At 33.9% G+C, this 22,525-nt stretch carries 18 protein-coding genes and 1 pseudogene; 10 read left to right on the plus strand and 9 right to left on the minus strand.

Annotated features, from left to right (window positions below; all coding sequences use genetic code 11):
- Positions 1-41: 41 nt before the first annotated feature.
- Positions 42-3,734 carry a UvrD-helicase domain-containing protein gene (locus G7A72_RS08185; protein ID WP_165152110.1) on the minus strand — a complete coding sequence of 1,231 codons (3,693 nt, stop codon included), beginning with the start codon at positions 3,732-3,734 and terminating at the stop codon, positions 42-44.
- Positions 3,735-3,975: 241 nt separating this feature from the next.
- Between G7A72_RS08185 and rbfA the strand changes: the two genes are divergently transcribed.
- The 3 genes and pseudogenes from rbfA (at position 3,976) to G7A72_RS08200 (ending at position 7,166) form a co-directional block, all read left to right on the plus strand.
- Complete coding sequence (rbfA, locus tag G7A72_RS08190; RefSeq protein ID WP_091166278.1) at positions 3,976-4,368, plus strand: 30S ribosome-binding factor RbfA; 393 nt, start codon at positions 3,976-3,978, stop codon at positions 4,366-4,368.
- A 3-nt stretch (positions 4,369-4,371) separates the two neighbouring features.
- Entirely contained in the window at positions 4,372-5,571 is a 1,200-nt protein-coding gene (locus tag G7A72_RS08195) for an FtsX-like permease family protein (protein WP_165152111.1), read from the plus strand.
- 166 nt (positions 5,572-5,737) lie between these two features.
- Positions 5,738-7,166 (plus strand): annotated as a pseudogene (locus tag G7A72_RS08200) (MATE family efflux transporter).
- 36 nt (positions 7,167-7,202) lie between these two features.
- Here G7A72_RS08200 and dusB read toward each other — a convergent pair.
- From dusB to G7A72_RS08215, 3 genes are read right to left on the minus strand one after another with little or no spacing between them, the layout of a single operon-like run.
- Complete coding sequence (gene dusB / locus G7A72_RS08205; protein WP_165152112.1) at positions 7,203-8,195, minus strand: tRNA dihydrouridine synthase DusB; 993 nt, start codon at positions 8,193-8,195, stop codon at positions 7,203-7,205.
- Between the two features lie 39 nt (positions 8,196-8,234).
- Positions 8,235-9,002 (minus strand): TIGR03915 family putative DNA repair protein, encoded by a 768-nt coding sequence (locus tag G7A72_RS08210; RefSeq protein ID WP_165152113.1) that lies wholly within the window; start codon positions 9,000-9,002, stop codon positions 8,235-8,237.
- Entirely contained in the window at positions 8,980-10,260 is a 1,281-nt protein-coding gene (locus G7A72_RS08215; RefSeq protein WP_165152114.1) for a putative DNA modification/repair radical SAM protein, read from the minus strand. The genes G7A72_RS08210 and G7A72_RS08215 overlap by 23 nt, the downstream gene beginning before the upstream one ends.
- A gap of 150 nt (positions 10,261-10,410) precedes the next feature.
- Between G7A72_RS08215 and G7A72_RS08220 the strand changes: the two genes are divergently transcribed.
- The 5 genes from G7A72_RS08220 to lepA all read left to right on the plus strand — a co-directional run bounded on the left by G7A72_RS08220 (position 10,411) and on the right by lepA (position 15,199).
- Positions 10,411-11,616 (plus strand): AraC family transcriptional regulator, encoded by a 1,206-nt coding sequence (locus tag G7A72_RS08220; RefSeq protein ID WP_165152115.1) that lies wholly within the window; start codon positions 10,411-10,413, stop codon positions 11,614-11,616.
- A 134-nt stretch (positions 11,617-11,750) separates the two neighbouring features.
- Positions 11,751-12,416: a GIN domain-containing protein gene (locus G7A72_RS08225; RefSeq protein WP_165152116.1), complete on the plus strand. Its 666-nt coding sequence runs from the start codon at positions 11,751-11,753 to the stop codon at positions 12,414-12,416.
- 20 nt (positions 12,417-12,436) lie between these two features.
- Complete coding sequence (locus G7A72_RS08230) at positions 12,437-12,919, plus strand: DoxX family protein (RefSeq protein WP_165152117.1); 483 nt, start codon at positions 12,437-12,439, stop codon at positions 12,917-12,919.
- 1 nt (position 12,920) lies between these two features.
- Entirely contained in the window at positions 12,921-13,292 is a 372-nt protein-coding gene (locus tag G7A72_RS08235) for a hypothetical protein (RefSeq protein WP_165152118.1), read from the plus strand.
- A 110-nt stretch (positions 13,293-13,402) separates the two neighbouring features.
- Positions 13,403-15,199 carry a translation elongation factor 4 gene (gene lepA, locus G7A72_RS08240; protein ID WP_091166283.1) on the plus strand — a complete coding sequence of 599 codons (1,797 nt, stop codon included), beginning with the start codon at positions 13,403-13,405 and terminating at the stop codon, positions 15,197-15,199.
- Positions 15,200-15,280: 81 nt separating this feature from the next.
- On the opposite strand, the gene G7A72_RS08245 is transcribed toward lepA, so the two are convergent.
- The gene (locus G7A72_RS08245; RefSeq protein ID WP_165152119.1) at positions 15,281-16,213 is read right to left on the minus strand and encodes a 1-phosphofructokinase family hexose kinase; all 933 of its coding nucleotides are present in this window, start codon (positions 16,211-16,213) and stop codon (positions 15,281-15,283) included.
- Between the two features lie 106 nt (positions 16,214-16,319).
- On the opposite strand from G7A72_RS08245, the gene thiL reads away from it, so the two are divergent.
- Entirely contained in the window at positions 16,320-17,366 is a 1,047-nt protein-coding gene (gene thiL / locus G7A72_RS08250) for a thiamine-phosphate kinase (protein ID WP_165152120.1), read from the plus strand.
- A gap of 61 nt (positions 17,367-17,427) precedes the next feature.
- Here thiL and G7A72_RS08255 read toward each other — a convergent pair whose 3' ends face one another.
- The 4 genes from G7A72_RS08255 to G7A72_RS08270 form a co-directional block, all read right to left on the minus strand.
- Entirely contained in the window at positions 17,428-18,123 is a 696-nt protein-coding gene (locus G7A72_RS08255; protein ID WP_113664881.1) for a response regulator, read from the minus strand.
- Between the two features lie 20 nt (positions 18,124-18,143).
- The gene (locus G7A72_RS08260; protein ID WP_113664880.1) at positions 18,144-20,168 is read right to left on the minus strand and encodes a tetratricopeptide repeat protein; all 2,025 of its coding nucleotides are present in this window, start codon (positions 20,166-20,168) and stop codon (positions 18,144-18,146) included.
- Between the two features lie 104 nt (positions 20,169-20,272).
- Positions 20,273-20,458, minus strand: coding sequence for a hypothetical protein (locus G7A72_RS08265; protein WP_113664879.1), 186 nt, complete (start codon positions 20,456-20,458; stop codon positions 20,273-20,275).
- A gap of 176 nt (positions 20,459-20,634) precedes the next feature.
- Positions 20,635-21,447 carry a LytTR family DNA-binding domain-containing protein gene (locus tag G7A72_RS08270; RefSeq protein ID WP_113664878.1) on the minus strand — a complete coding sequence of 271 codons (813 nt, stop codon included), beginning with the start codon at positions 21,445-21,447 and terminating at the stop codon, positions 20,635-20,637.
- Between the two features lie 508 nt (positions 21,448-21,955).
- Between G7A72_RS08270 and G7A72_RS08275 the strand changes: the two genes are divergently transcribed.
- Positions 21,956-22,483, plus strand: coding sequence for a DUF3575 domain-containing protein (locus G7A72_RS08275; protein WP_165152121.1), 528 nt, complete (start codon positions 21,956-21,958; stop codon positions 22,481-22,483).
- Positions 22,484-22,525 lie beyond the last annotated feature (42 nt).

Here is a 22,525-nt window from a genome sequence, read left to right on the forward strand (position 1 = left end):
TGTTTTTAAAGTTCAATTTTGCGAATTAATCACTTTTTAGGCTACAAATTTACTACATCGATTTCTTTTCCGATGTAAATAAGTGCTTTTTTTGTCACTTTATAACCCATTAATTCAATTGCTGTTTGATAATTTTCTAATTGCTGTTGGTATTTCACATTATGTGTTCCTGTTTTATAATCCAGCAATAACACTTCTTTGTTTTTTGTCAAAACCATTCGGTCGGGCTTAATGGTTCTTCCTTCTTTTTGAATGATTGTTTGCTCATTCAAAACGTCATTTCCTTCAGCAAAACAAATTTCTAATTCACTGTGATTAACAATTTCATGAATCGTTTTAAGAACTATTTCTTTTTGACCAAAAGTGATCAATCCGTTTTCAATAGACTTTGTAATTGCCAAATCAACATCGTTTTTAGTTTTTACAAAAGATAAAATTTCATGAATAACATTACCATATTCAATAGCTTCCTGCTGATGCGTTCCCCACATTAATGCTTCTCGTTGCGCAATTTTTATATTCTTTGGATTCAGAATTTCCGTTACCAAAGGAATTGTTTTTGAAGTATCGACGTGCTCTTTCCCAACAGATAATTTCATCGAATTCCCAAATTCATATTCCAATTGATTTTCATCAAACCCAACTTTGTTAGCTAAATAATTAATAAAAAATAAACACATATTATTCTTTGGCAATTCCCCTTTACTGGATAAATTCATGTTCGAAATAACATATAATTGTTCTTCGGCTCTTGTCAAAGCTACATACAAAACATTAATATTATCCAATAATTCTTCCTGTTTCTTTTGATTGTAAACCTCAGCAGCTTCTTCTCCAAAACCTTCCACAGCACTGCTATTATCTATTAAAACCTTTGGCAAACCAAAATCCTGTTCTTCCGCATTCAGCCATAATTTATCTTTTGGTTTTCTGGTATAATCTTCTTCAGCAAAAGGAAAAATCACAACCGGAAATTCCAATCCTTTCGATTTATGAATCGTCATAATCCGAACGGCATTAGTTCCTTCCGGAGATGGAATACTAAATTTCTCCGCATTTTTATCCCAGAAATTTAAAAAGTCTGAAATTCCTGCTTGATTGCGAATATCTCGTTCCAGAACAATATCCAAGAAATATTGAACGTAGGCATTCCCCTCCCCGGCCCTCCCCGAAGGGGAGGGAGACGAAACCGATAAGTTGGAGTATTGAATTTCTTCTTGTTGAATTAATTCTTCTTTTATTCGTTTTAAAACCTCTGAAATACTCTTTACTACTTGCTCATTGGTAAATCGAATGACTTTATAGCCTAATTTATTTAAAGTAATTGTTCTATAATTATCCAACTGAATTTGTTCTTCAGTAAAATGGTATTCACCATCCACTTCAACAACCAGTTTTTTGGACAGGCAAACAAAATCAACAATAAAATCATCTATCAAATGTTGTTGCCTAAATTTATAATCTTCTAGTGCTTTCGATTTAAGCTCCATCCAAAGAACTTTCTCAGCATGTGTGGGCTGCTTTCGCATTTCTTTTGCTTTTTCTATCAAAAGATGAGAATAATTACCGCCTGTCATGAACCCTAATTTATTTGATTCAATAAGACTATTTTTATCCCCACTACTAACTATTCCGTCACCCTTTCCTTTGGAGAGGGCTGGGGTGAGGAACTTTGCTATTATTGTCTCCACCGCTTCATACAATGATTTTTTTCGAATGTTTTGAAACGAAAGCGAAACATCAAAACTCATTAACCACTCTTCGAAATCAGCTTCTTGAAATAACGCCATTCCTTTAGCGATAAAATCATGAATCGGTAATTTATCCTGACTGTTTTGAGCTAAATATTGAAGAAAATTTGCTTTGGATTCTAAGTCAGAACTGTTTTTCAAGTATTTCAGTAAATGAATAATTAATCGAACTTCGGTGGCGTTTTGAATCATCAAGGTTTCGGATGACAAAAGCGGAATTCCCTGCTCCGTTAAATAATTCGCAATCGCAATTCCTTGACTTCGTTTTCGAGTCAGAATCACAATGTCTTTGTATTGAAAGCCTTGTTTTAACGTTTTTTGAATCGTATTTAAGGTTGCCAAAACATACAAATCCGTTTTATCCAAAGTTTCTTCATCATCTTCCGAAGTTTCTACTCTTGGAATAAAAGAAATATTTACGTATCCACCGGTTTTGTCATTCGTTTTTTGATGACTATGATTTTCATACAAATCTTTATAATCCAAATGCTCGAATTCATTCGATAACAATTTGAAAAAATCATTATTGAATTCGATTATCTGCGAATAAGAGCGGTAATTTTTATCTAAATGTTCAAGTCTTTTATCGGGATTGTTGAATGGATTTTGGTCTTTACTCAATTCAATAAATTGTTCCGCTTTTCCGCCACGCCATCTGTAAATCGATTGTTTAGGATCGCCAACAATCATCAAAGTTCCTTTTACACCAAAATCATCCTGACCCGAAAGCGCATTATCTATCAGCGGAATCAGGTTCTGCCATTGCATTTCGGAAGTATCCTGAAATTCATCAATGAAAAAATGACGGTAGCGTTCTCCCAATCGTTCATATATAAAAGGAGCGGGTTGGTTTTGAATTTCCCGATGGATAATTGCATTAAATTCCGAGATGGAAAGTACATTTTGTTCTTCCTGAATCTTGGCTAATTCATTACTAACCGTATTCAGCAATGACAAAGGCGTAATATTTTTCAGGAACGCTTTATAGAAATTTATTTTTTCGAAAGTCGAATAAACTTTCGATAGAATTTGTAAAAATTCAGGAATAAGGTTTTCAATAATCGCACGATCTTTTGCCGTTTTATTGATTGCAATATCATCAAACTCATGAAACATTTTATTCTTAGGATTGAATTTCCCTTGCTGAATACTATTAATGTGATTTGGAAAAGTGCCTCTAGAAAAGGATTTGGTGTCAATCCCGTTTTTATCAATTAAGGTCAATGCTTCTTCAGCAAAAACAATAGTTTGCTTTTCTAAGTCTTTGCAGGCTTCGGAAAGTTTGGTTTTGATTTCGACAAACTCAGCGATAGATTTATCTTGAAAATGCGTGATTTCGTTTCTATTGTTTTCATTTAAAACCAAACGACCCGTTTCGAGAATTTCACGTGAAATATCCCAAGATTTATCATCATCGGTTTTTTCCATCGTGAAATCGATAAGCAGTTTTGTTAATGTTTCATCTTCTCCGGCTTGCGCGATGATGGCATCAACGGCTTCAATCAATAAATTTTCGGTGTCTAATGTAACTTCAAAAGTCATAGGTAAATTCAAATCATGCGCGAAAGCCCGAATCACTTTGTGCGTAAATTTATCAATGGTCGAAATATCAAAAGCAGCATAATTATGAATAATATGCTTGATGATTTGCTGTGATTTAGTTTTGATTTGGATAATCGAAAGTCCTATTGGTTCTTCGCTCCATTCTTCAGGATTATTTTCATTTCGTTTTCCGTTCACCAAATCCTGCATTAAATCCTGCGCTTTTGCACTTGGTTCATCCTTGGCAAATTCAGAAAGACTGCCTACGATTCGGGATTTCATTTCGTGTACCGCTTTGTTGGTAAACGTAATGGCGAGTATGTTGCGATAGGCATCATTTTTTGGCGCGACAAGGATGATTTTTAGGTATTCTTTGACAAGCGCATAAGTTTTTCCGGAGCCGGCCGATGCGTCGTATATGGAGAATGAAGGTCTTTGCATTACGTTTTTAAATTTCTGATTAACGTTTTTAGATTTCTGATTTAGAATTAGCGTTCTAATTTCCCAAATCCCTAGCCCTGATGGTAGCGGCATCCTTTCCTGCCGTCCCGAAGCTTCGGGATGGCAGGAAAGATATAGCGTACAGCAGGAAATAGCTTCTAAAAATACACGTATTACTAGGTTACTTTTAAAATTTGCCCCGAAACTTCGGGATAAAACTTAAAAGTAGTATTTTTGCAGCATGGAAACAAATAGACAGAAAAAAATAGGTGGGGTTATCCAAAAAGATTTGGTTGATATTCTGCAAGGTGAAGTGAGAAAAAACGGATTGGCTAATTTAATCATTTCGGTATCCAAGGTTACTGTGACTACAGATTTATCAGTAGCGACGGTACATTTAAGTGTTTTTCCTCAGGAAAAAGCAAAAGAGATTTTAGAGGCGGTTAAGTCCAATGCTAAAAATATTAAGCATGATTTATCACAACGTGTTCGTTTGCAATTAAGAAAAGTTCCCAATTTGGTTTTCTTTATTGACGACTCTTTAGATTACATTGAAAAAATTGACAATGCGCTAGCCAATAGAGATAATCCTATTGAAAACAGAGATCTTTTGGACAAACGCAGATTTCAATAAAATTTGAATTTCCCCCTTTACATAGCCAAACGCTACATTCTTAGCAACAGTAAAAACAATGCTATAAACATCATCAATCGTATTGCCAGTTTGGGAATTATTGTTGGTGCTATGGCTTTGTTTGTGGTTTTATCCGTTTTTAGCGGGTTGAAGGTTTTTAGTCTTTCATTTACTAATGACATTGATCCCGATTTAAAAATAAGCAGCACTTTAGGAAAATCCTTTTTGATTTCTCCAAGTCAGGAAAGCCAAATCAAGAAAATTGACGGCTTGGTTTCGTATTCTAAAATTATTGAAGAGCGAGTTTTATTCACTTTTAACGGAAAGCAAGAAGTTACTTACCTGAAAGGTGTTGATTCTAATTTCAGCAAAGTTAATGCTATCGAGAAAAAACTTTTCAACGGGCAGTGGCTGAAACCGGATACATATCAAGTAGTGGTAGGTTATGGAATTTCCCAAAAATTCTCGATGGGATTATTGGATTTTAATAATCAGTTGGAAGTTTTAGTTCCAAAGCCAGGAAAAGGCGCTATTGAAAATCCGGAACAAGCTTTTAACAAAACAGATGTAATTCCTGTTGGGATTTATGCCATCAGCGACGACCTTGATTCGAAATATGTTTTTGCAGATCTAGGTTTGGCCCAAGAATTACTGGAATATAAAACCAATCAGGTTTCCGGAATTGAAATCAGGACGAAAACCGATGCTGATGAAAGTGCTATTACAGACCAACTTCAAACCATTTTCAACAATAAAATCACCGTAAAAAACAGGGCTCAACTCAACGAATCGCTCTATAAAATGTTGAATACGGAGAATATTGCGGTATATTTAATCTTTACTTTAGTAATTGTTGTGGCGCTTTTCAACTTGATTGGCGCTTTGATTATGATGATTTTAGACAAAAAAGGAAACCTAAAAACCCTTTTTAATCTTGGAACTGAAATCAAGGATTTAAGAAAAATATTTTTGCTTCAAGGCACTTTATTGAGTGTTTTTGGCGGAATTATTGGCTTGGCTCTAGGAATTATAATCGTATTGTTACAAGAATATTTTCAGTTGGTTATGATTACTCCTACACTGGCTTATCCTGTGATTTTCTCTCTCGAAAATGTTCTTATTGTTATGGGAACAATTGTTACGCTTGGCTTTGTTGCTTCCTTAATTGCAAGTAGCCGCGTGAGCAAGAAGTTGTTGGATTAATTTTTTTAATTAAAAAGAATATTTACATTTACTTTTCTTAAAATCTAAATGCTATGATAGTTTCTGTCTAGTTCTTCTTTATTTGTAAAATAATTAGGACACCTTTATTTACCTTTAAGTTCAGCTAATAAGTCTGGACTAATCTTCTCATTAATCCTAATTTATCATGACAGAAACAACAGTAGAAAAAAACTTATTTTCTCGAATTTACACAACTTTAAAACAAGCTATCAAAGGAGATGAATCTTTTGATTATACCTCTGGAAGTATCAAAAAAGGGGTAATTCTTTTAGCCATTCCGATGGTATTGGAAATGCTTATGGAATCGGTTTTCGCTCTAGTCGATTTATATTTTGTTGGTCATTTAGAGCAAAGTAGCTATGCTATTCAAGCAGTTGGTTTAACCGAATCAGTAATCACGATTGTTTATTCTATTGCTATCGGAATTAGTATGGCCGCTACTGCGGTTGTTGCTCGTCGAATTGGCGAAAAAGATCCCGTCGCTGCTGCAAAAGCCGGAATGCAAGCCATCATTATTGCATTTGTTATCAATACAATAATCAGCATTTTGGGTTTCATTTACGCCAAAGATATTTTGTTATTTATGGGAGCCTCCGTTGATGCTGCTGAATATGGGATAAACTTCACTCGAATTATGATGGGCGGAAGTTTATGTATCATGCTTTTATTTCTTATTAACGGAATATTCCGTGGCGCAGGAAACGCAGCCATTGCCATGAAAAGTCTTTGGTTGGCTAACATTTGTAATATTATTTTATGTCCCATATTAATTAATGGATTTGGACCCATTCCTGCTTTTGGATTAATGGGTGCCGCAATGGCAACAACTATAGGAAGAAGTATTGGTGTTTTCTACCAATTGTATCATTTATTTAATGGCAGAGGAGTTTTAAAAATCATACCTTCTTATTTCATACCAGATTTGGAACAGATTAAAGCATTGGTAAAAATCGCTACCCCTGGAGTATTACAGTTTGTAATTGCTTCCTGCAGTTGGATTTTTTTGGCACAATTGGTCGCCACAACCGGCGGAGATCATGGTTCGGCGGGATATCAAACGGCATTGCGCATTATGATGTTTTTTATTCTTCCTGCTTGGGGATTAAGCAATGCTGCTGCAACTTTGGTAGGTCAAAATTTAGGTGCTAAAAAAGTTGAACGTGCCGAAAAATCAGTTTTTACCACTGCAAAATACAATGTGATTTTTATGGCTATTATTACTGTTATTACCTTGGTTTTTTCCAGCTCCCTGATTTCATTTTTTACTAACGACCTGATTATTCAAAAGATTGCTGTTGAAGCATTACAAACCATGTGTTTGGGATATGTTTTTTACGGAATAGGGATGGTGTTAATTAATACATTCAATGGTGCCGGTGATACCTGGACTCCTACAATGATTAATTTTTTCGGATTCTGGTTATTCCAAATTCCGTTGGCTTATTTATTATCCAAATATTATAAAATGGGACCAACTGGTGTTTTTTATAGCGATTCCTATAGCCGAAACCGCAACTACTTTGGCAAGTATCGTTCTTTACAAAAGAGGAAAATGGAAACGTATTAAAGTATAATAAAAAAGGCTTAACAATTGTTAGGCCTTTTTTATTTTAAACAACCTCGTATCCCACGTAAGCTTCTTCGATTTCATTCAAAGCGGCGAATAATTCTTCAGGTCGATCTAGTGTTACTAATTTTTGTTTATGGGTTTTAAAGGAATGAATTCCTTTGAAATAATTCGTATAATGAGGACGCGTTTCCACAATTCCTAATCGTTCGCCTTTCCATTCCATGGCCCAAGTCAAGTGATTTCTGACAGCTTCTACTCTGTCTATAACCGTTGGTTTTGCTAAATGTTCTCCCGTTTTAAAGTAATGTTTGATTTCGTCAAAAATCCAAGGATAACCAATGGCAGCGCGACCAATCATGATTCCGTCGATGCCGTATTCATTTTTATATTGTAATGCTTTTTCCGGCGAATCGATATCTCCATTACCAAAAATAGGCATCGTGATTCTAGGATTATTTTTGACGCGGGCAATATGCGACCAGTCGGAATGACCTTTGTACATTTGGGCACGGGTTCTGGCGTGTATGCTCAAAGCGGCAACACCAATATCTTGCAAACGCTCCGCAACCTCATCAATATTAATGGAATTATCATCCCAACCCAAACGGGTTTTTACAGTTACCGGTAAATGCGTACTATCAATAACAGCTTGTGTTAAGCGAATCATCAAATCAACGTCTTTGAGAACTCCGGCACCAGCGCCTTTGCAAACCACTTTTTTAACAGGGCAACCAAAATTGATATCTATTATATCCGGGTTTACGGTTGAAACAATTTTGGAGGACATGGCCATAGCTTCTTCATCACCGCCAAAAATTTGAATTCCTACAGGTCGTTCGTAATCGAAGATGTCTAATTTCATTCGGCTTTTGATGGCGTCACGAATTAAACCTTCGGATGAAATAAATTCAGAATACATCATATCGGCACCATGCATTTTGCACAATCTACGAAACGGCGGATCACTCACATCTTCCATGGGTGCAAGAAGTAAAGGGAAATCTGGTAATTCTATGTTGCCTATTTTTATCAAGGGAATTTTTTTTGCAAAAATACGTAAATGTTTGTAAGTCTAAAACATTTTCTTTTCGGTTAGGTATTTCCAATAGCGCTTGGGAACATGTTGAACGTGCAGCTTGGTATTTTTACGTTCTTTTATATTGGTATGATCAAAATATTCCCACCATAGTTTTTGATAATTGATTTCAGTATCTGAGAAAACTTGATTGTTTTTATCATCCAATGATTTGATGTCTAAATCCATCATCACAATTTCGGCATCATTCAAATCGTAATACACACCGTATTTGCGACGTAAATCATAAATAATCCATTTTTGATCTTGGTAGCGATTTTTAAAATGTCTAATAATCAACGTTAAAACATCGAAATCAGGATCAATTTTAGCAAAATAAATACCGTCTTTCAATTGTTCGAACCGAATAAAGGCTTCCATTCGATGCTTCTCACGACCAACATTTTTAGTAAGTTGAGAAATTTGCAAGACACTTTCATTCGAAAAATCCTTCATGATATTAATAGCAGGATTTTGAACCGCGTAATTAATTACATCGAAAATCACATCTTCAACAGCTGGTTTTTCGGAGAGAAAAGCCCAAATAATACAACGAACACCATCACTTCCAATTTGTGCATTGAGTTTTTTAATCACCCTGTCCGATTTAGAAACATCAGTAGTGATTTCTATTTTTTCGGCGAATAAATTCTGCTGAAGATCGTCTTTTTTACTGATTTTAGGTTCTGGATATTTATATTCATAAATTTCGAAAACCGCAGTCAATAGGCCTTCAAAACTATTATCGTAAGAAAGTTGCGTCATTGAGTAATGATAATTGATTATCAAACGGTTTCTCAAACTTGGATTTCATATCACCCAAAATAATTTCCTTTAAATTCAAGGCGTTCAAGAATTTTAAATGGGTATTCTCGTTGCTTACTGATATAAAATATTTGGCTCTGTTTACCGATACGCCAATTTTTTTTAGATGTTCCATTGTCAAGTTTTGGAATCGTCTTGCATATACAATTTTATGTGCCGATTTTACTCCAATTCCTGGAACACGCAAAATCATTTCTAGTGGAGCATTCTGGATAATTACCGGAAATTGCGTGATGTTTCGCAACGCCCAACCCATCTTAGGATCCACTTCTAAATCAAGAAACGGATTGTTTTTTTCCAGAATTTCATTGGCTTTAAAGCCATAAAAACGCATAAGCCAATCGGCTTGATAGAGTCTGTTTTCGCGAACCAACGGCACCTGACCGCCAATTGCCGGCAATCTAGCATCGTTAGAAACCGGAACATAACCGGAGTAATACACTCGTTTCAGATTAAAATTATTATAAAAATGATCCGCAACCTGAATGATTTGAAAATCGTTTTCCTGTGTTGCGCCTATAATTACTTGAGTACTTTGACCAGCTGGAGCAAATTTGGGTGTGCTTTTAAATTTTTTCTTTTCTTCCTTATATTGAATCAACTCATTTTTCACGAAACGCATCGGGTTTATCATGTCCTGATGGTTTTTATCTGGAGCCAATAATTTTAATCCAGATTCAGTAGGGATTTCAAGATTCATACTCAACCTATCCGCGTATAATCCGGCTTCGCGCATTAATTCATCACTAGCGCCAGGAATACTTTTCAAGTGAATGTATCCATTAAAATTATGTTCTAACCGTAATTTTTTGGCCACACGTACCAAACGTTCCATGGTATAATCGGCATTTTTGAAAATTCCAGAACTTAAAAAAAGTCCTTCGATATAATTTCTTCGATAAAAATTGATGGTCAAATCAACGACTTCGTCTACGGTAAAAGCAGCGCGCTGAATGTCATTACTTTTTCGAGTAACGCAATAGGCACAATCGTAAATACAAAAATTTGTCAACAGAATTTTTAATAACGAAACACAACGCCCATCCTCTGTATAAGTATGACAAATTCCCGAACTTGACGAATCACCAAGTCCTTTATTAGTGTTTTTTCGATTGCCGCCACTAGAAGAACATGACACATCATATTTTGCTGCGTCAGCGAGAATTTCTAATTTTTCTTTGATTTTATCGAAGTTCAAATTAAGTATATTTTAATTTTAAAGGAAGGCAAAGTTAGGTATAAAAACACTTGTTATAGTTTTATTTTGAGTTAATTAACACTCAAAAAAAAGTAATACTAAGTATAACAATCGATTATAAATTAATACTATTTTTACAAAAACACACAGATGCACTTTGACTTTGGATTTTATAGTTCCGTTTTACTTATTTCTTTTACCCAAGGCATTATTTACAGTTGTCTATTACTTGCTAAAGCTATTAAAACCGAAAACAAATCGAATTATTGGCTGAGTCTTTTTATTTTTCTATGTAGTCTCTACATTGCACCTTGGCTTCTTGGTTTTGGTGGCTGGTATGACAATCAACCGTACCGGGATATTTTGTTTTACACACCGTTACAGCATCTCTTTTTTATTGGACCCGTAATCTTTTTTTACACGCAAAGTTTGTTGAATCCTTCTTTTAAATTTTCAAAAAAAGACATTGGTCATTTGCTTCCTGGATGTATCTATTTTATTTATATCATCTCTATTTTTATTTACGATAAGTTCATCTATGGTGATTACTACTTTTATAAAGACGGAATGGACAAGGATTTTGATACATTGTATCAAAAACTAGGTTTAGCCTCAATGATTATTTATTTTATTTTAAGTATTCGATACTATAATGTATACAAAAAACTAATGTTTCAGGTGGTAAGCTACGCTGATTCCATTTTGTTTAAATGGATAAAAACGTACTTGATTGCCTTTTTGGTAATGCTCGTTTTGCCAATTATTTTTGACATCATTGAATATATTTATCCAGAAATGAAATCTTACAAAGGTAGCTGGTGGTTTTATTTGTTCTTTTCGATTGTCATGTATTACGTTGCTGTCATGGGATATTCTAATCCTGTACTGTCGTCCATTCCGTATAAAATGTCATTATTTGATAAAAACCCTGTTCTTTTATTGGGTGAAAATCAACCCAACGAAACAGAAACGATTATTGATATTCAGCATGAAACTTTTAAAGAAACGATTTCGCCCGAAATCGAGCATTGGAAATCTAAAATTGAAACGCTGATTCAAGAACAAAAACTATATAAAAATCCTGAATTAACACTTACGGATTTAGCAAAAAAATTAGAAACCAACGCTTCAATAATTTCTAAAACCATCAATCAAGGTTTTCAAATGAACTTTAACGATTGCATCAACACTTACCGGATTGAAGCTGTAAAAAATAGTTTTGCAAATGGCGAACATAAAAAATCGACCTTACTGGGAATTGCTTTCGATTGTGGATTTAACTCCAAAGCAACTTTTAACCGCGCATTCAAAAAAAATACCGGAAAAACACCCAAAGAATATCTCGATTTTATATAAAATATACTTATTTAACGATTTACACACTTTAAAAATGAGTATCAAATTATAATTTGAAGCGCTCATCAGTTTTTTATGCTCCAACTTTGCCCTGTTGTTAATTACTAACAGCATCAAAACCTAAAGCATAAATTATGAAAAAAATCTTCTTCGCAATCGTACTAACAATTACGTCGTTTGCAAATGCGCAACTAAAGGGTTCAGGAAAAATAGTTACAAAAACCTTCTATTACAAAAACTTTGACAAAGTCTATTTTGAAGATTTAGATGGAAAAATCGAAGTCGAAATTGGTAAACCTTGGAGTATTTTAATTACAATTGATGACAACCTAGAAAGTCTTTTATGTCTATCGGAAAATGTTTCAGAGAATGAATTAAAAATTCAATTCAAAGGAAACAAAGACAATCAAATGTATGTTGAAAATACCAATTTGAAAATCAAAATTACAATGCCAGAAGCGAGTGTCATTAAAAATTCCGGAAACAGTAATTTGAGTGTTCAGAATATTTCAGGCCGTTACTTTAAACTGGAAAATACTGGAAACGGCGATAGCAATGTTAGCGGTACAATTGATGTTTTGGACATTATTAAAATTGGAAATGGCGATGTTGACGCTTCAAATCTTAACGTTAAAAAAGCTGAATTAAAAAGCACTGGAAACGGAGATTTAACTGTAAATGTTTCTGAAACGCTTTCAGCTAGATTAACCGGAAATGGCGATATCATAAATACAGGCAAAGCAAATTTTGATTCGGGCTCAAAAAAATCAGGCAATGGTGATTTAATTCTTAAACTCTAACAAATTCAAATCTAAAAAATATGAAACTACTCACTAGAATTACAAAACCTATACTATTATCAAATTGGTCACAAGATTTATTTTTAACAATTCCGCGAATTGTATGTGGATATTTACTCGCCTTCGATTTTGGAGCCGCAAAATTCGGAATGCCTTGGTCACCAGTTGACAATAATTTAGGATTATTTGAAGTCGCTTTTTGGTTCCCTAATGATGTAGCGAGTTATGGAGGAATTTTTGCTATTGCTCCATCGTTCTTTGCTTGGATGGGTGCGTTTGCAGAAGCAGTTGGCGGTATATTTTTACTACTGGGACTGCAAACAAGAGTAACATCATTCCTTATTATCTGCACGATGCTGGTTGCTATTTTCATGCAACAAATCAATAACGGATTATGGAATTGTCTTGCCGCAATGGGATTTCTTTGGGTAACAATGTTCTATTTAATCCTTGGTTCAGGAAGATTTGGAATTGATTATTTATTATCTAAAAACAACACATAATATGAAAACTAAACTAGCAATAATAGCACTACTACTTTCTTTAATTTTGACCGGTTGCGTTCAAAAAACTTATCAAAAAACAGTTGTTTTTACATTGGATACATCCGAAATAAAAAACATCAAAACTGTGGGTATAAAAGGGAATGACAAACCCTTATCATGGAACAAAAGCAGTGAAATGAGGGCCATTAAAAAAGACAGTTTATACCAGTTAACCATTACTTTTGAAACTGGTTATACGTTTACTGAAATAAAATTTATGGTAAATGACAGTTTAGAATTTAAAAACAAAGACAACAGAAGAGTTAATTTCTCCACAAAAGACACTACTTTTTACAAAGCAAAATTCAATTATAAGCATACAAATCCTTAATTCTTAATTTTTCAAACACCACATAATTAAATCGAATTCAACTGTCAAACTTTTACCTTATATTTGCAAATTAAATGCGAGAGCATCAGTAAAATTGACAGATACAGAAAATGAAACACATAAGGAATTTTTGCATAATTGCACATATTGACCACGGAAAAAGTACGCTTGCTGACCGATTATTAGGCGCAACACAAACCGTTACTGCTCGTGAGGAAAAAGCGCAATTGCTAGACAATATGGACTTGGAGCGCGAACGTGGGATTACCATAAAAAGTCATGCGATTCAGATGGAATACACCTATAAAGGGCAAGAATATATTCTGAATTTGATTGATACTCCAGGACACGTCGATTTTTCGTATGAAGTTTCTCGTTCGATTGCAGCTTGTGAAGGTGCACTTTTGATTGTAGATGCTGCGCAAAGTATCCAAGCACAAACGATTTCGAATTTATATTTGGCTTTAGAAAATGATTTGGAAATAATTCCAGTTTTGAATAAAGTAGATTTACCAAGTGCCAATCCTGAGGAAGTAAGTGACGATATTATTGATTTACTTGGATGTAAATTAGAAGATATTATTCATGCTTCTGGTAAAACTGGTTTTGGTGTTGAAAATATATTGGCAGCAATTATCGAAAAAATTCCGCCTCCATCAGGAAATGTTGACGAGCCGTTACAAGCACTGATTTTTGACTCGCATTACAATCCGTTTCGAGGAATCGAAGTTATTTTTCGTGTGAAAAACGGGCAAATAAAAAAAGGTCAAAAGATTAAATTCATGGCTACCGGAAACGAATATTTTGCAGATGAAATTGGTACTTTGAAATTAAACCAGGTTCCAAAACAAGTCATTTCTGCAGGTGATGTTGGATATTTAATTTCTGGGATCAAAGAAGCAAAAGAAGTAAAAGTAGGTGATACGCTAACCGATGCGAAAAACCCGACTACAAATATAATTACTGGTTTTGAAGATGTGAAACCAATGGTTTTTGCAGGGATTTATCCTGTGGATACTGAAGATTATGAAGAGTTAAGAAACTCTATGGAAAAACTGCAGCTGAATGATGCTTCGCTGGTATTTTTACCGGAAAGTTCAGCAGCTTTGGGATTTGGTTTCCGTTGTGGATTCTTAGGAATGTTGCACATGGAAATTATCCAAGAACGTTTGGAGAGAGAGTTTAACATGACTGTAATTACTACGGTTCCCAACGTTTCGTATTTGGCTTACACCAAAAAAGATCCTACAACACCGCTTATCGTAAATAATCCTTCGGATTTGCCTGAGCCTTCTCGTTTAGATCATGTTGAAGAGCCTTTTATAAAAGCAACTATCATTACCAAATCCGATTATGTTGGAAATGTAATGAGTTTGTGTATCGAAAAACGTGGGTTGATTACCAATCAGACGTATTTGACTACCGAACGTGTCGAGTTGACTTTTGACATGCCTTTGGCAGAGATTGTATTTGACTTTTATGACCGTTTGAAAACCGTTTCTAAAGGATATGCTTCGTTTGATTATACGCCAATTGGGATGCGAACTTCTAATTTGGTTAAAGTAGATATCTTATTGAACGCTACCATTGTTGATGCTTTATCCTCTTTGATGCATGCCGACAATGCATATTCGATTGGTAAAAAAATGTGTGAGAAACTAAAAGAATTAATTCCACGTCAGCAATTTGACATTCCTGTTCAAGCTGCAATTGGTGTGAAAGTTATTTCGCGTGAAACGATAAAAGCATTACGTAAAGACGTTACCGCCAAATGTTATGGTGGAGATATTTCTCGTAAACGTAAATTATTGGAAAAACAGAAAAAAGGTAAAAAACGTATGAGACTGGTTGGAAATGTTGAAATTCCACAAGAAGCGTTTATGGCTGTTTTGAAGCTGAATGATTAAATCCCCCTAACCCCCGAAGGGGGAACTAGGAATAAATATAGTAGAAACCTGAGGATTTAAAATCATCAGGTTTTTTTGTTTTTATTTATTCTTCAACCATTCAAATAATCGGTTGGCGTCTTCGAATTTAAACAATTGGGTTCCTTCATTCATCGTCGCTGCCGAACCGCAAGCGACTCCCCAACGAATTACTTCTTTCAGACTTTTATTTTGCGAAAGTGCCCAAACCATTCCGCCCACCATACTGTCACCTGCACCAACAGTACTTTTTTTGGCCACATTGGGAGCGGGAACAAACTCATATGAATCTTTTGTAACCAACACTGCACCTTGTGGACCGAGAGAAACAACTACGATTTCGGCGCCACCTTTAGCTATGATTTGTTTTGCGGCTTCATTTACTTCCTCCAGTTCTAATCGCTCTACGCCAATTAGTTTTGCAAGTTCACCAACATTTGGTTTGATCATATAAACACCCACTTCTAAGGCTTTTTTTAATGCTTCGCCTGAAGTATCCACAATTAATTTAGCATTTGTTTTTTTTGCAATTTCTGCGATTTTTGAATAAAAATCGGCTGACAAACCTTCATTCAAACTACCGCTGGCTACTAGGAATTTTGATTTTAAAGCTGCTATGGTTTCTAAAATTCTTTCGCTTTCTTCTTCGGAAATTTTTCCTCCGGTAAATCCAAAACGGTATTGAGAATTCGTATTGTCATCCACGGCAACAAAACTTTCTCTGGTCCAACTCTGAACGGCAACAGATTCATAGGCAATAGATTCTTTAACAACCAATTCTTCCAGCATTTTTCCTGTAGGCCCGCCAGATGTAAAAACTGCCAATGAGGTTCCACCCAAACGGGAAATTGCCTTAGACACGTTGATGCCTCCTCCACCAGCATCAAACCTCGGTTCCTCACATCTAATTTTCTGTTCCGGAACCAAGCCTTTAAAATGGGTACTTTTATCCAAAGCCGAGTTAACTGTTATAGTAACGATATCAAATGATTCCATTGTTGATGATTTTAATTACTTAAAGATGCAAAAAAATGGCGAAAATTGATACAATTAGAGGCGAATATTTCTTTGTATATTTGCAATCTCAAAACAATAAAAAATAATGATCGAAGATAAAACCCCACAACGTACAAGTATTGCCCAATTAGGAGAATTTGGATTGATAGACCATTTAACAAAAAACTTTGAAATCAATCAACCTTCTACTCTAAAAGGGATTGGCGATGATGCTGCAGTTTTGGACTTCAAAGATAAAAAGGTCGTTATCTCTACGGATTTACTGATTGAAGGAGTACATTTTGATTTGGCTTACATGCCATTAAAACATTTGGGCTATAAAGCAGTTGTAGTCAATGTTTCTGACATTTGCGCGATGAATGCTAAGCCAACACAAATAACAGTTTCTGTTGCGGTATCCAATCGTTTTCCACTGGAAGCGTTGGATGAATTATTTGAAGGAATTACGCATGCAGCCCGCGAATATAATGTCGATGTTATAGGTGGTGATACGACTTCTTCCCAAAAGGGATTAATTATCAGCATTACCGCTATTGGCGAAGCAGATGAAGAAGAAATTGTGTACAGAAACGGCGCCAAAGAAACTGATTTATTAGTGGTTACCGGTGATATTGGTGCTGCTTACATGGGATTACAAGTTTTGGAACGTGAAAAGCAAGTTTTTCAAGTTAATCCAAATTCACAACCGGATTTAGATGCATATACGTATTTAATCGAACGTCAATTGAAGCCGGAAGCACGTAAAGATGTTCGTACTTTATTACATGCTTTAGAAATAAAACCAACTTCAATGATTGATATATCGGATGGATTGTCATCTGAAATTATGCATTTGTGCAAACAGTCCAAAGTGGGTTGTAATTTATATGAGGATAAATTACCTATCGATCCAACATTTATTAATGTTTGTGAAGAATTCAATATCGACAGTACAACAGTTGCCATAAACGGAGGAGAAGATTACGAATTGCTTTTCACCATTGCCATGGAAGATTTTGAAAAAATCAAAGCAAATCCAAATTTCACAATTATTGGCCATATGACACAAGAAAGTGAAGGTATTCATTTGGTAACTCGTGCCAATACCAAAATTGCTTTAAAAGCACGTGGTTGGGATGCTCTAACTGAATAAAAATTCATTAAAAAACACAAAAAACGACACTTACTAGGTGTCGTTTTTTATTTAAGAAAATTTAGAAAAGCAATCCTTTATTTTTTGCCTCACGGACTAAGTCGATATCGCTACCGCCTTCTATCTTTAATAACTCTTTTAGGTTAAGTTTTCTTCTTTCAATTGCGACTAATGAAATCGGGATGTATTGCGTAATTTCGTTTAACTTAGTACCTTTTGATAAATGAAATAAAATTTGTTTATCAAATTGATCAATTTGTATCGTATTTTCTTCAGATTGATTCAGCATTTTCAAAACCGACTCACTGTAATATTTGTTGTTTTTTAAAACTTTATCGAATGCAAAAAGTAATTCATCAAACGTTAAATCATTTTTTATAACCAGCCCACTCGGATTTATAGTCTTTATAATGGTTTTTATATTTAATAGCTCCGTAAACATGGTTAACAAAATAATTTTGCAATTCGGCATATATTGCGATAATAATTTTGCTAAATCCTCCCCAGAATAAATGTTTTTTTCTGCATACGGCGGCATGCTAATATCCAAAAAAGCGATGTCAAATAGAGGCGTATCCGGATTAGTAATAATGTCATATGCGGATTGACAATCTTTAGCCTGATCAATACAAAAATGATATTGATCTGGATGGTACCGTGTTATTGCATTTTTATATCCTTCAATTATAAAAGGATGGTCATCAACAATCAATATGTTATTTTTGATTATGATGTCTGCAGTTGAATCAATTGTCATTTATTTGTAAGTGTTTATATTTATTCTAACGCAATTTTGACTGCAATAACTGTGCCTTCTCCCATTTTTGAATTTATTTCAACCGTACCGTTACATTCATGGGCTCTAGAACGGATGTTTTGTAAACCTATTCCTTTTTTTGATCTGTTCACATTAAAACCTATTCCATCATCGATAATTTCCAGAACAAGATTATTTTCGGCTTTCTTAAATTTTATGGTAATGGTATCTGCATTGGCATATTTATTAATATTTTGCAAACACTCCTGAATAATTCGATATAAATTAATTTTAGTCGAGTTACTCATTAAATCCCACTTAATAGCTGGATCAATACTTAGAATCAACTTAGATTCAAAGGTTTTCTTTTGGTCCTCAAATAAGTCGTTTAGAATGGCTACAAAGTTATTAATTAATTCTGATTTTTCCCTACTCAAATCATGGGAAATCTCACGTATGTCCTGTTCAATATTCTTTAATTCCAGCAGGTAATTATTTCTTTTTTCAACGGCGATGGTATCATCAAATTTATTTAGACTGTCCAGATTAATCCGCAAACCAAACATCCTACCTAAAACACCGTCATGCAATTCCTGGGCAACTCTTTTTTTCTCTTTAACTCTTCCGGTCTCAATAGTACTTTGCTGGGAAATCATTAAATTATAAATATCTTCATTGGCTTTTTGTTGCCTTTGTTTGTAAACAAGTACTTTATTCTTATTTTTTTGTGTCTTTACGATATACAGAAACAATCCAAACACTGTAAAAGAAAGTAAAGCATACAACAGATTCCTGTTTTTAGTCGTCAAATTGGAGTTTTTTTCCTTCACCTCTTCTGTTTCAAATTCGATACGGGAGAATTTATTCCCTATTTTTCGCTCTGATTTTTGAAGTTTTTCATTGACACTAATGTATTCTTTAGAATAAATCGCAGCATTTTGAGGCTCAATGATGGACAAATGCTTTAAAGATATTAAAATATTGCGATAATTATTTGTCTCTTGTGATAATGCCAATGCTTCTTTGGCATATTGACCTGCTTTTGGAATGTTTTTCACAGAAATAAAATACTCCGACAAGTTCAATTTACTTGCAATAATACCCGTTGTAAGTTGCAAATCATCTCTGATTTTTAATGATTTATAAAATAAATCAGGAAGACCCTCCATTTCATTAAGTTTAAACTCAGAGTAGGCTAAATTATCTACTAACATTGCATATAATGAAGGCTTATCCTTAAACACATTTTCCTGCTCTAATCCCTTTTGAAAATACTTTTTAGCCTGCTCGTAATTATCGTTTTTGAGATAAGCGTAACCAATATTATTATAAGAAGTCGCTTTCGGTTGATAAAAAGAAGCCGTCAACTCATCATCAATACTAGACAATGCTTTCTTATGATAGGTCATTGCATTATCAAAATCATCTAACTCATTGTATATCGCACCAAGAAGATTATAGGCATCGTATTGAATATTATTAGCCTTAATACTTTTTATTGCTGCCAAAGCTTTGAATACCATTATTTCACTTGCTAAAAAATCACTTTCTTTATACTGTAGATTGGCTTTATTTAAAATTATTCTCGCTTGATTAGTCTTGTCTTCTAATTCAAGATACATTTTCTCTGCTTTGTCATAATATAAAAAAGAACTATCCGATACTGCTTGAGAATCATAATAATCCGCTAAATAAGTATAGCCCTTTGCAAGACTAATAAAATCCTGTTTCTCTTCAGATTTTTTCAGCACCACAAACACTGTTTTTTTATACTCTTCAAATTTGTCTAAATTGTAATATCGATTAGCAATTTTAAATAAATTTACTCGATGCAACGAGTCATTTTCTTGACCTGCAACAATTTTTGATGCTTTTTTTATATATATCTCTCTCAACTGAGGAGACAAATCGAAATCATTTGCCAAAGAAAAATAAGAAGAGAGTGTGTCTTCTGAACCCTCATTAATAAAGGAAACTTTTTTCTTTTGGTTACAACCAAAAAAAAAGAGTACAACAACAAGTAATATAGATGAGATAAATTTCAATAGAGAGAATATAGTTCTTTCAAAAATAACAAAATAAAATTAGTCCCATAAAAAAAGGTTGCCAAATTTCTTTGGCAACCTTTTTAATATATTTAAAAAGTCTACTAATCCATTTTCTTGTTCCCACCTACAGATTGTGCCCCGTTAATCTCCAATTTTACATTTTCGATTTTAAAAACCTCTGCTTTATTGTCTTTTTTTGTTACTGAGGTGATTTCTTCATTTGAAGTAAAAGAAGTTAATACCATCACTAAAGAAAATAATCCGATTGTTACTATTGCTTTTTTCATAATTTGGGGATTTTATGTTTTTGTTGTTTTTACATTTGTTATGATGGTGATTATCACTGTATCATGATGTAAAACTACTTCGCATATCCCAAAAAACAACACCTAAAAAAGGGTTAGTGGTAGAACATATTCAATTGGTAGTGTACAGGTATCAAATTAGGGTAAACTGCATTATTTTAAATTTCTAGGTAATTTCCATTAGCAAAATCAGAAATAACTTGATCAACATTACCTTTGTACAATTTAGAAAAAGGCAATCTTGAATTGGTGTTTTTTATATAACAAACTGAGTTTCCATTGTGGATTCGAGAAATATAGTTTCGATTTACAATATAACTTTTATGAATCCTAATAAAAGGATAGGATAATACCGCTTCAAAATATTTTAGTGTTTTGAAAGCCGTTATCATTTCACCGTTATTCAAATGAATGTCTGTAGAATTATTATCTGCTTGGAAGAAACAAATGTCTTTAGCATCAATATACCTGTGATCTCCATAGGATTTGATACACAATCGTAAAGGATGTAATTCATTTGGCATTTTTTGTTCCGATGAAAATAGAGAATTACCAACATGTTTTGCTCGTTCGACAATCCCTATTTCTTCTTCCCTTTTTGATTTATTTAACCTCAACATCAATTTTATAATATCCGATTGAGTTACCGGCTTCAATAAGTACTCTTTCACTTCATATTGAAAAGAATCAAAAGCCAAATTCTTTTCTTGCGTAGTCACAATAATCTTGGGAAGTATCGTTAAATATTTGTGTAAAGTATCAATAAAACCAAGTGATAAATTAGAGTCCACATGTACTGGATCAATTTCAAGAAAAATTATTTCCGGTTTTTTTTCTAAAATAAGGTTTAAACCATCCACAGCATTTTGTACGGAGCCAATAAAGGAAAGTTCTGAAAAACCATCTGCAATTGCTTTAGTTTTCAAAATACTTTCTTGATCATCGTCAATAATAACGTACGAATAATTCATCTGGTTTTTTTCTGGAATAGATTATAGCCTACATTAAAATGAAATATACAATAGACTCAAATGTAATTAGTTTTCATTAAGGAAATTGTATCAACAAAAGTATGAAATAACAAGTAATAAAAATAGATTACTACTTTAAACCAAATTTTTAATCCTGTTATGAAAACTGTTAGCATTACAATTCCATAAATAAATAGTAAGAAGGAAATACAATCGAATGTTATGGAGCTCTATTATAACTAACTGTTTGCTAAAAGGCCTAAGGTTATCTTTTTTGCTACACATTAAAAATATTTGATTTGTTTTTTGACAAAAGGATTTATTAGTACTCTAAATTGTAGAACCCCTTTTAATAATTGGCTGAGTGATTGCTTTATTAGTCCTAACGAAATGTCAAATTATTATGCTAGCCACATTTCTAATAATCAATGAATACCTAAAATAATTGATGTACTAAGAATGCTTTTTTTACAAATTTATCTTACTTTTATCCAAAAAAAACAACCCTATGAAAAACCTTTTTGCCTTACTATGCTTAACTTCCTCTTTTTTGGGTTTTAGCCAAGAAAAAGAAACCACAAATTTCAAAAGAAATGAATTAAAAGGAAATGCTCTTTTTTTAGTACTAGGCGCAGTAGAAGTAACGTATGAACGTCTAATTAATGAGGATGCCGGTGTTGGAGCCTCCCTCTTTTTCATAAATGAAGATGACATAAACACTAACTTTAGCCTTACGCCATATTACAGAGCTTATTTTGGAAAAAAACCAGCAGCTGGTTTTTTTGTAGAAGGTTTTAGTATGATAAATGCTGGTGTCAATAATAAAACGTATTATTATGATAATAATGGAAATTTAACCAATATCGACGAAGAGCGTTATACTGATTTTGCTCTTGGTTTTGGTCTTGGATCCAAATGGATTCATAGAAAAGGATTTGTCTTTGAAATCAATGCTGGAATAGGACGCAATTTATTTAGTGATAATAGCCCTGAGGTTGTTGGTCGAGGCGGAATAACTTTAGGTTACCGATTTTAAAAACATAAAAAAGCTTCTCAATTGAGAAGCTTTTTTTTATAT

Origin of the sequence: Flavobacterium sp. Sr18 (assembly GCF_011064265.1) — a bacterium.
Lineage (GTDB): Bacteria > Bacteroidota > Bacteroidia > Flavobacteriales > Flavobacteriaceae > Flavobacterium > Flavobacterium petrolei.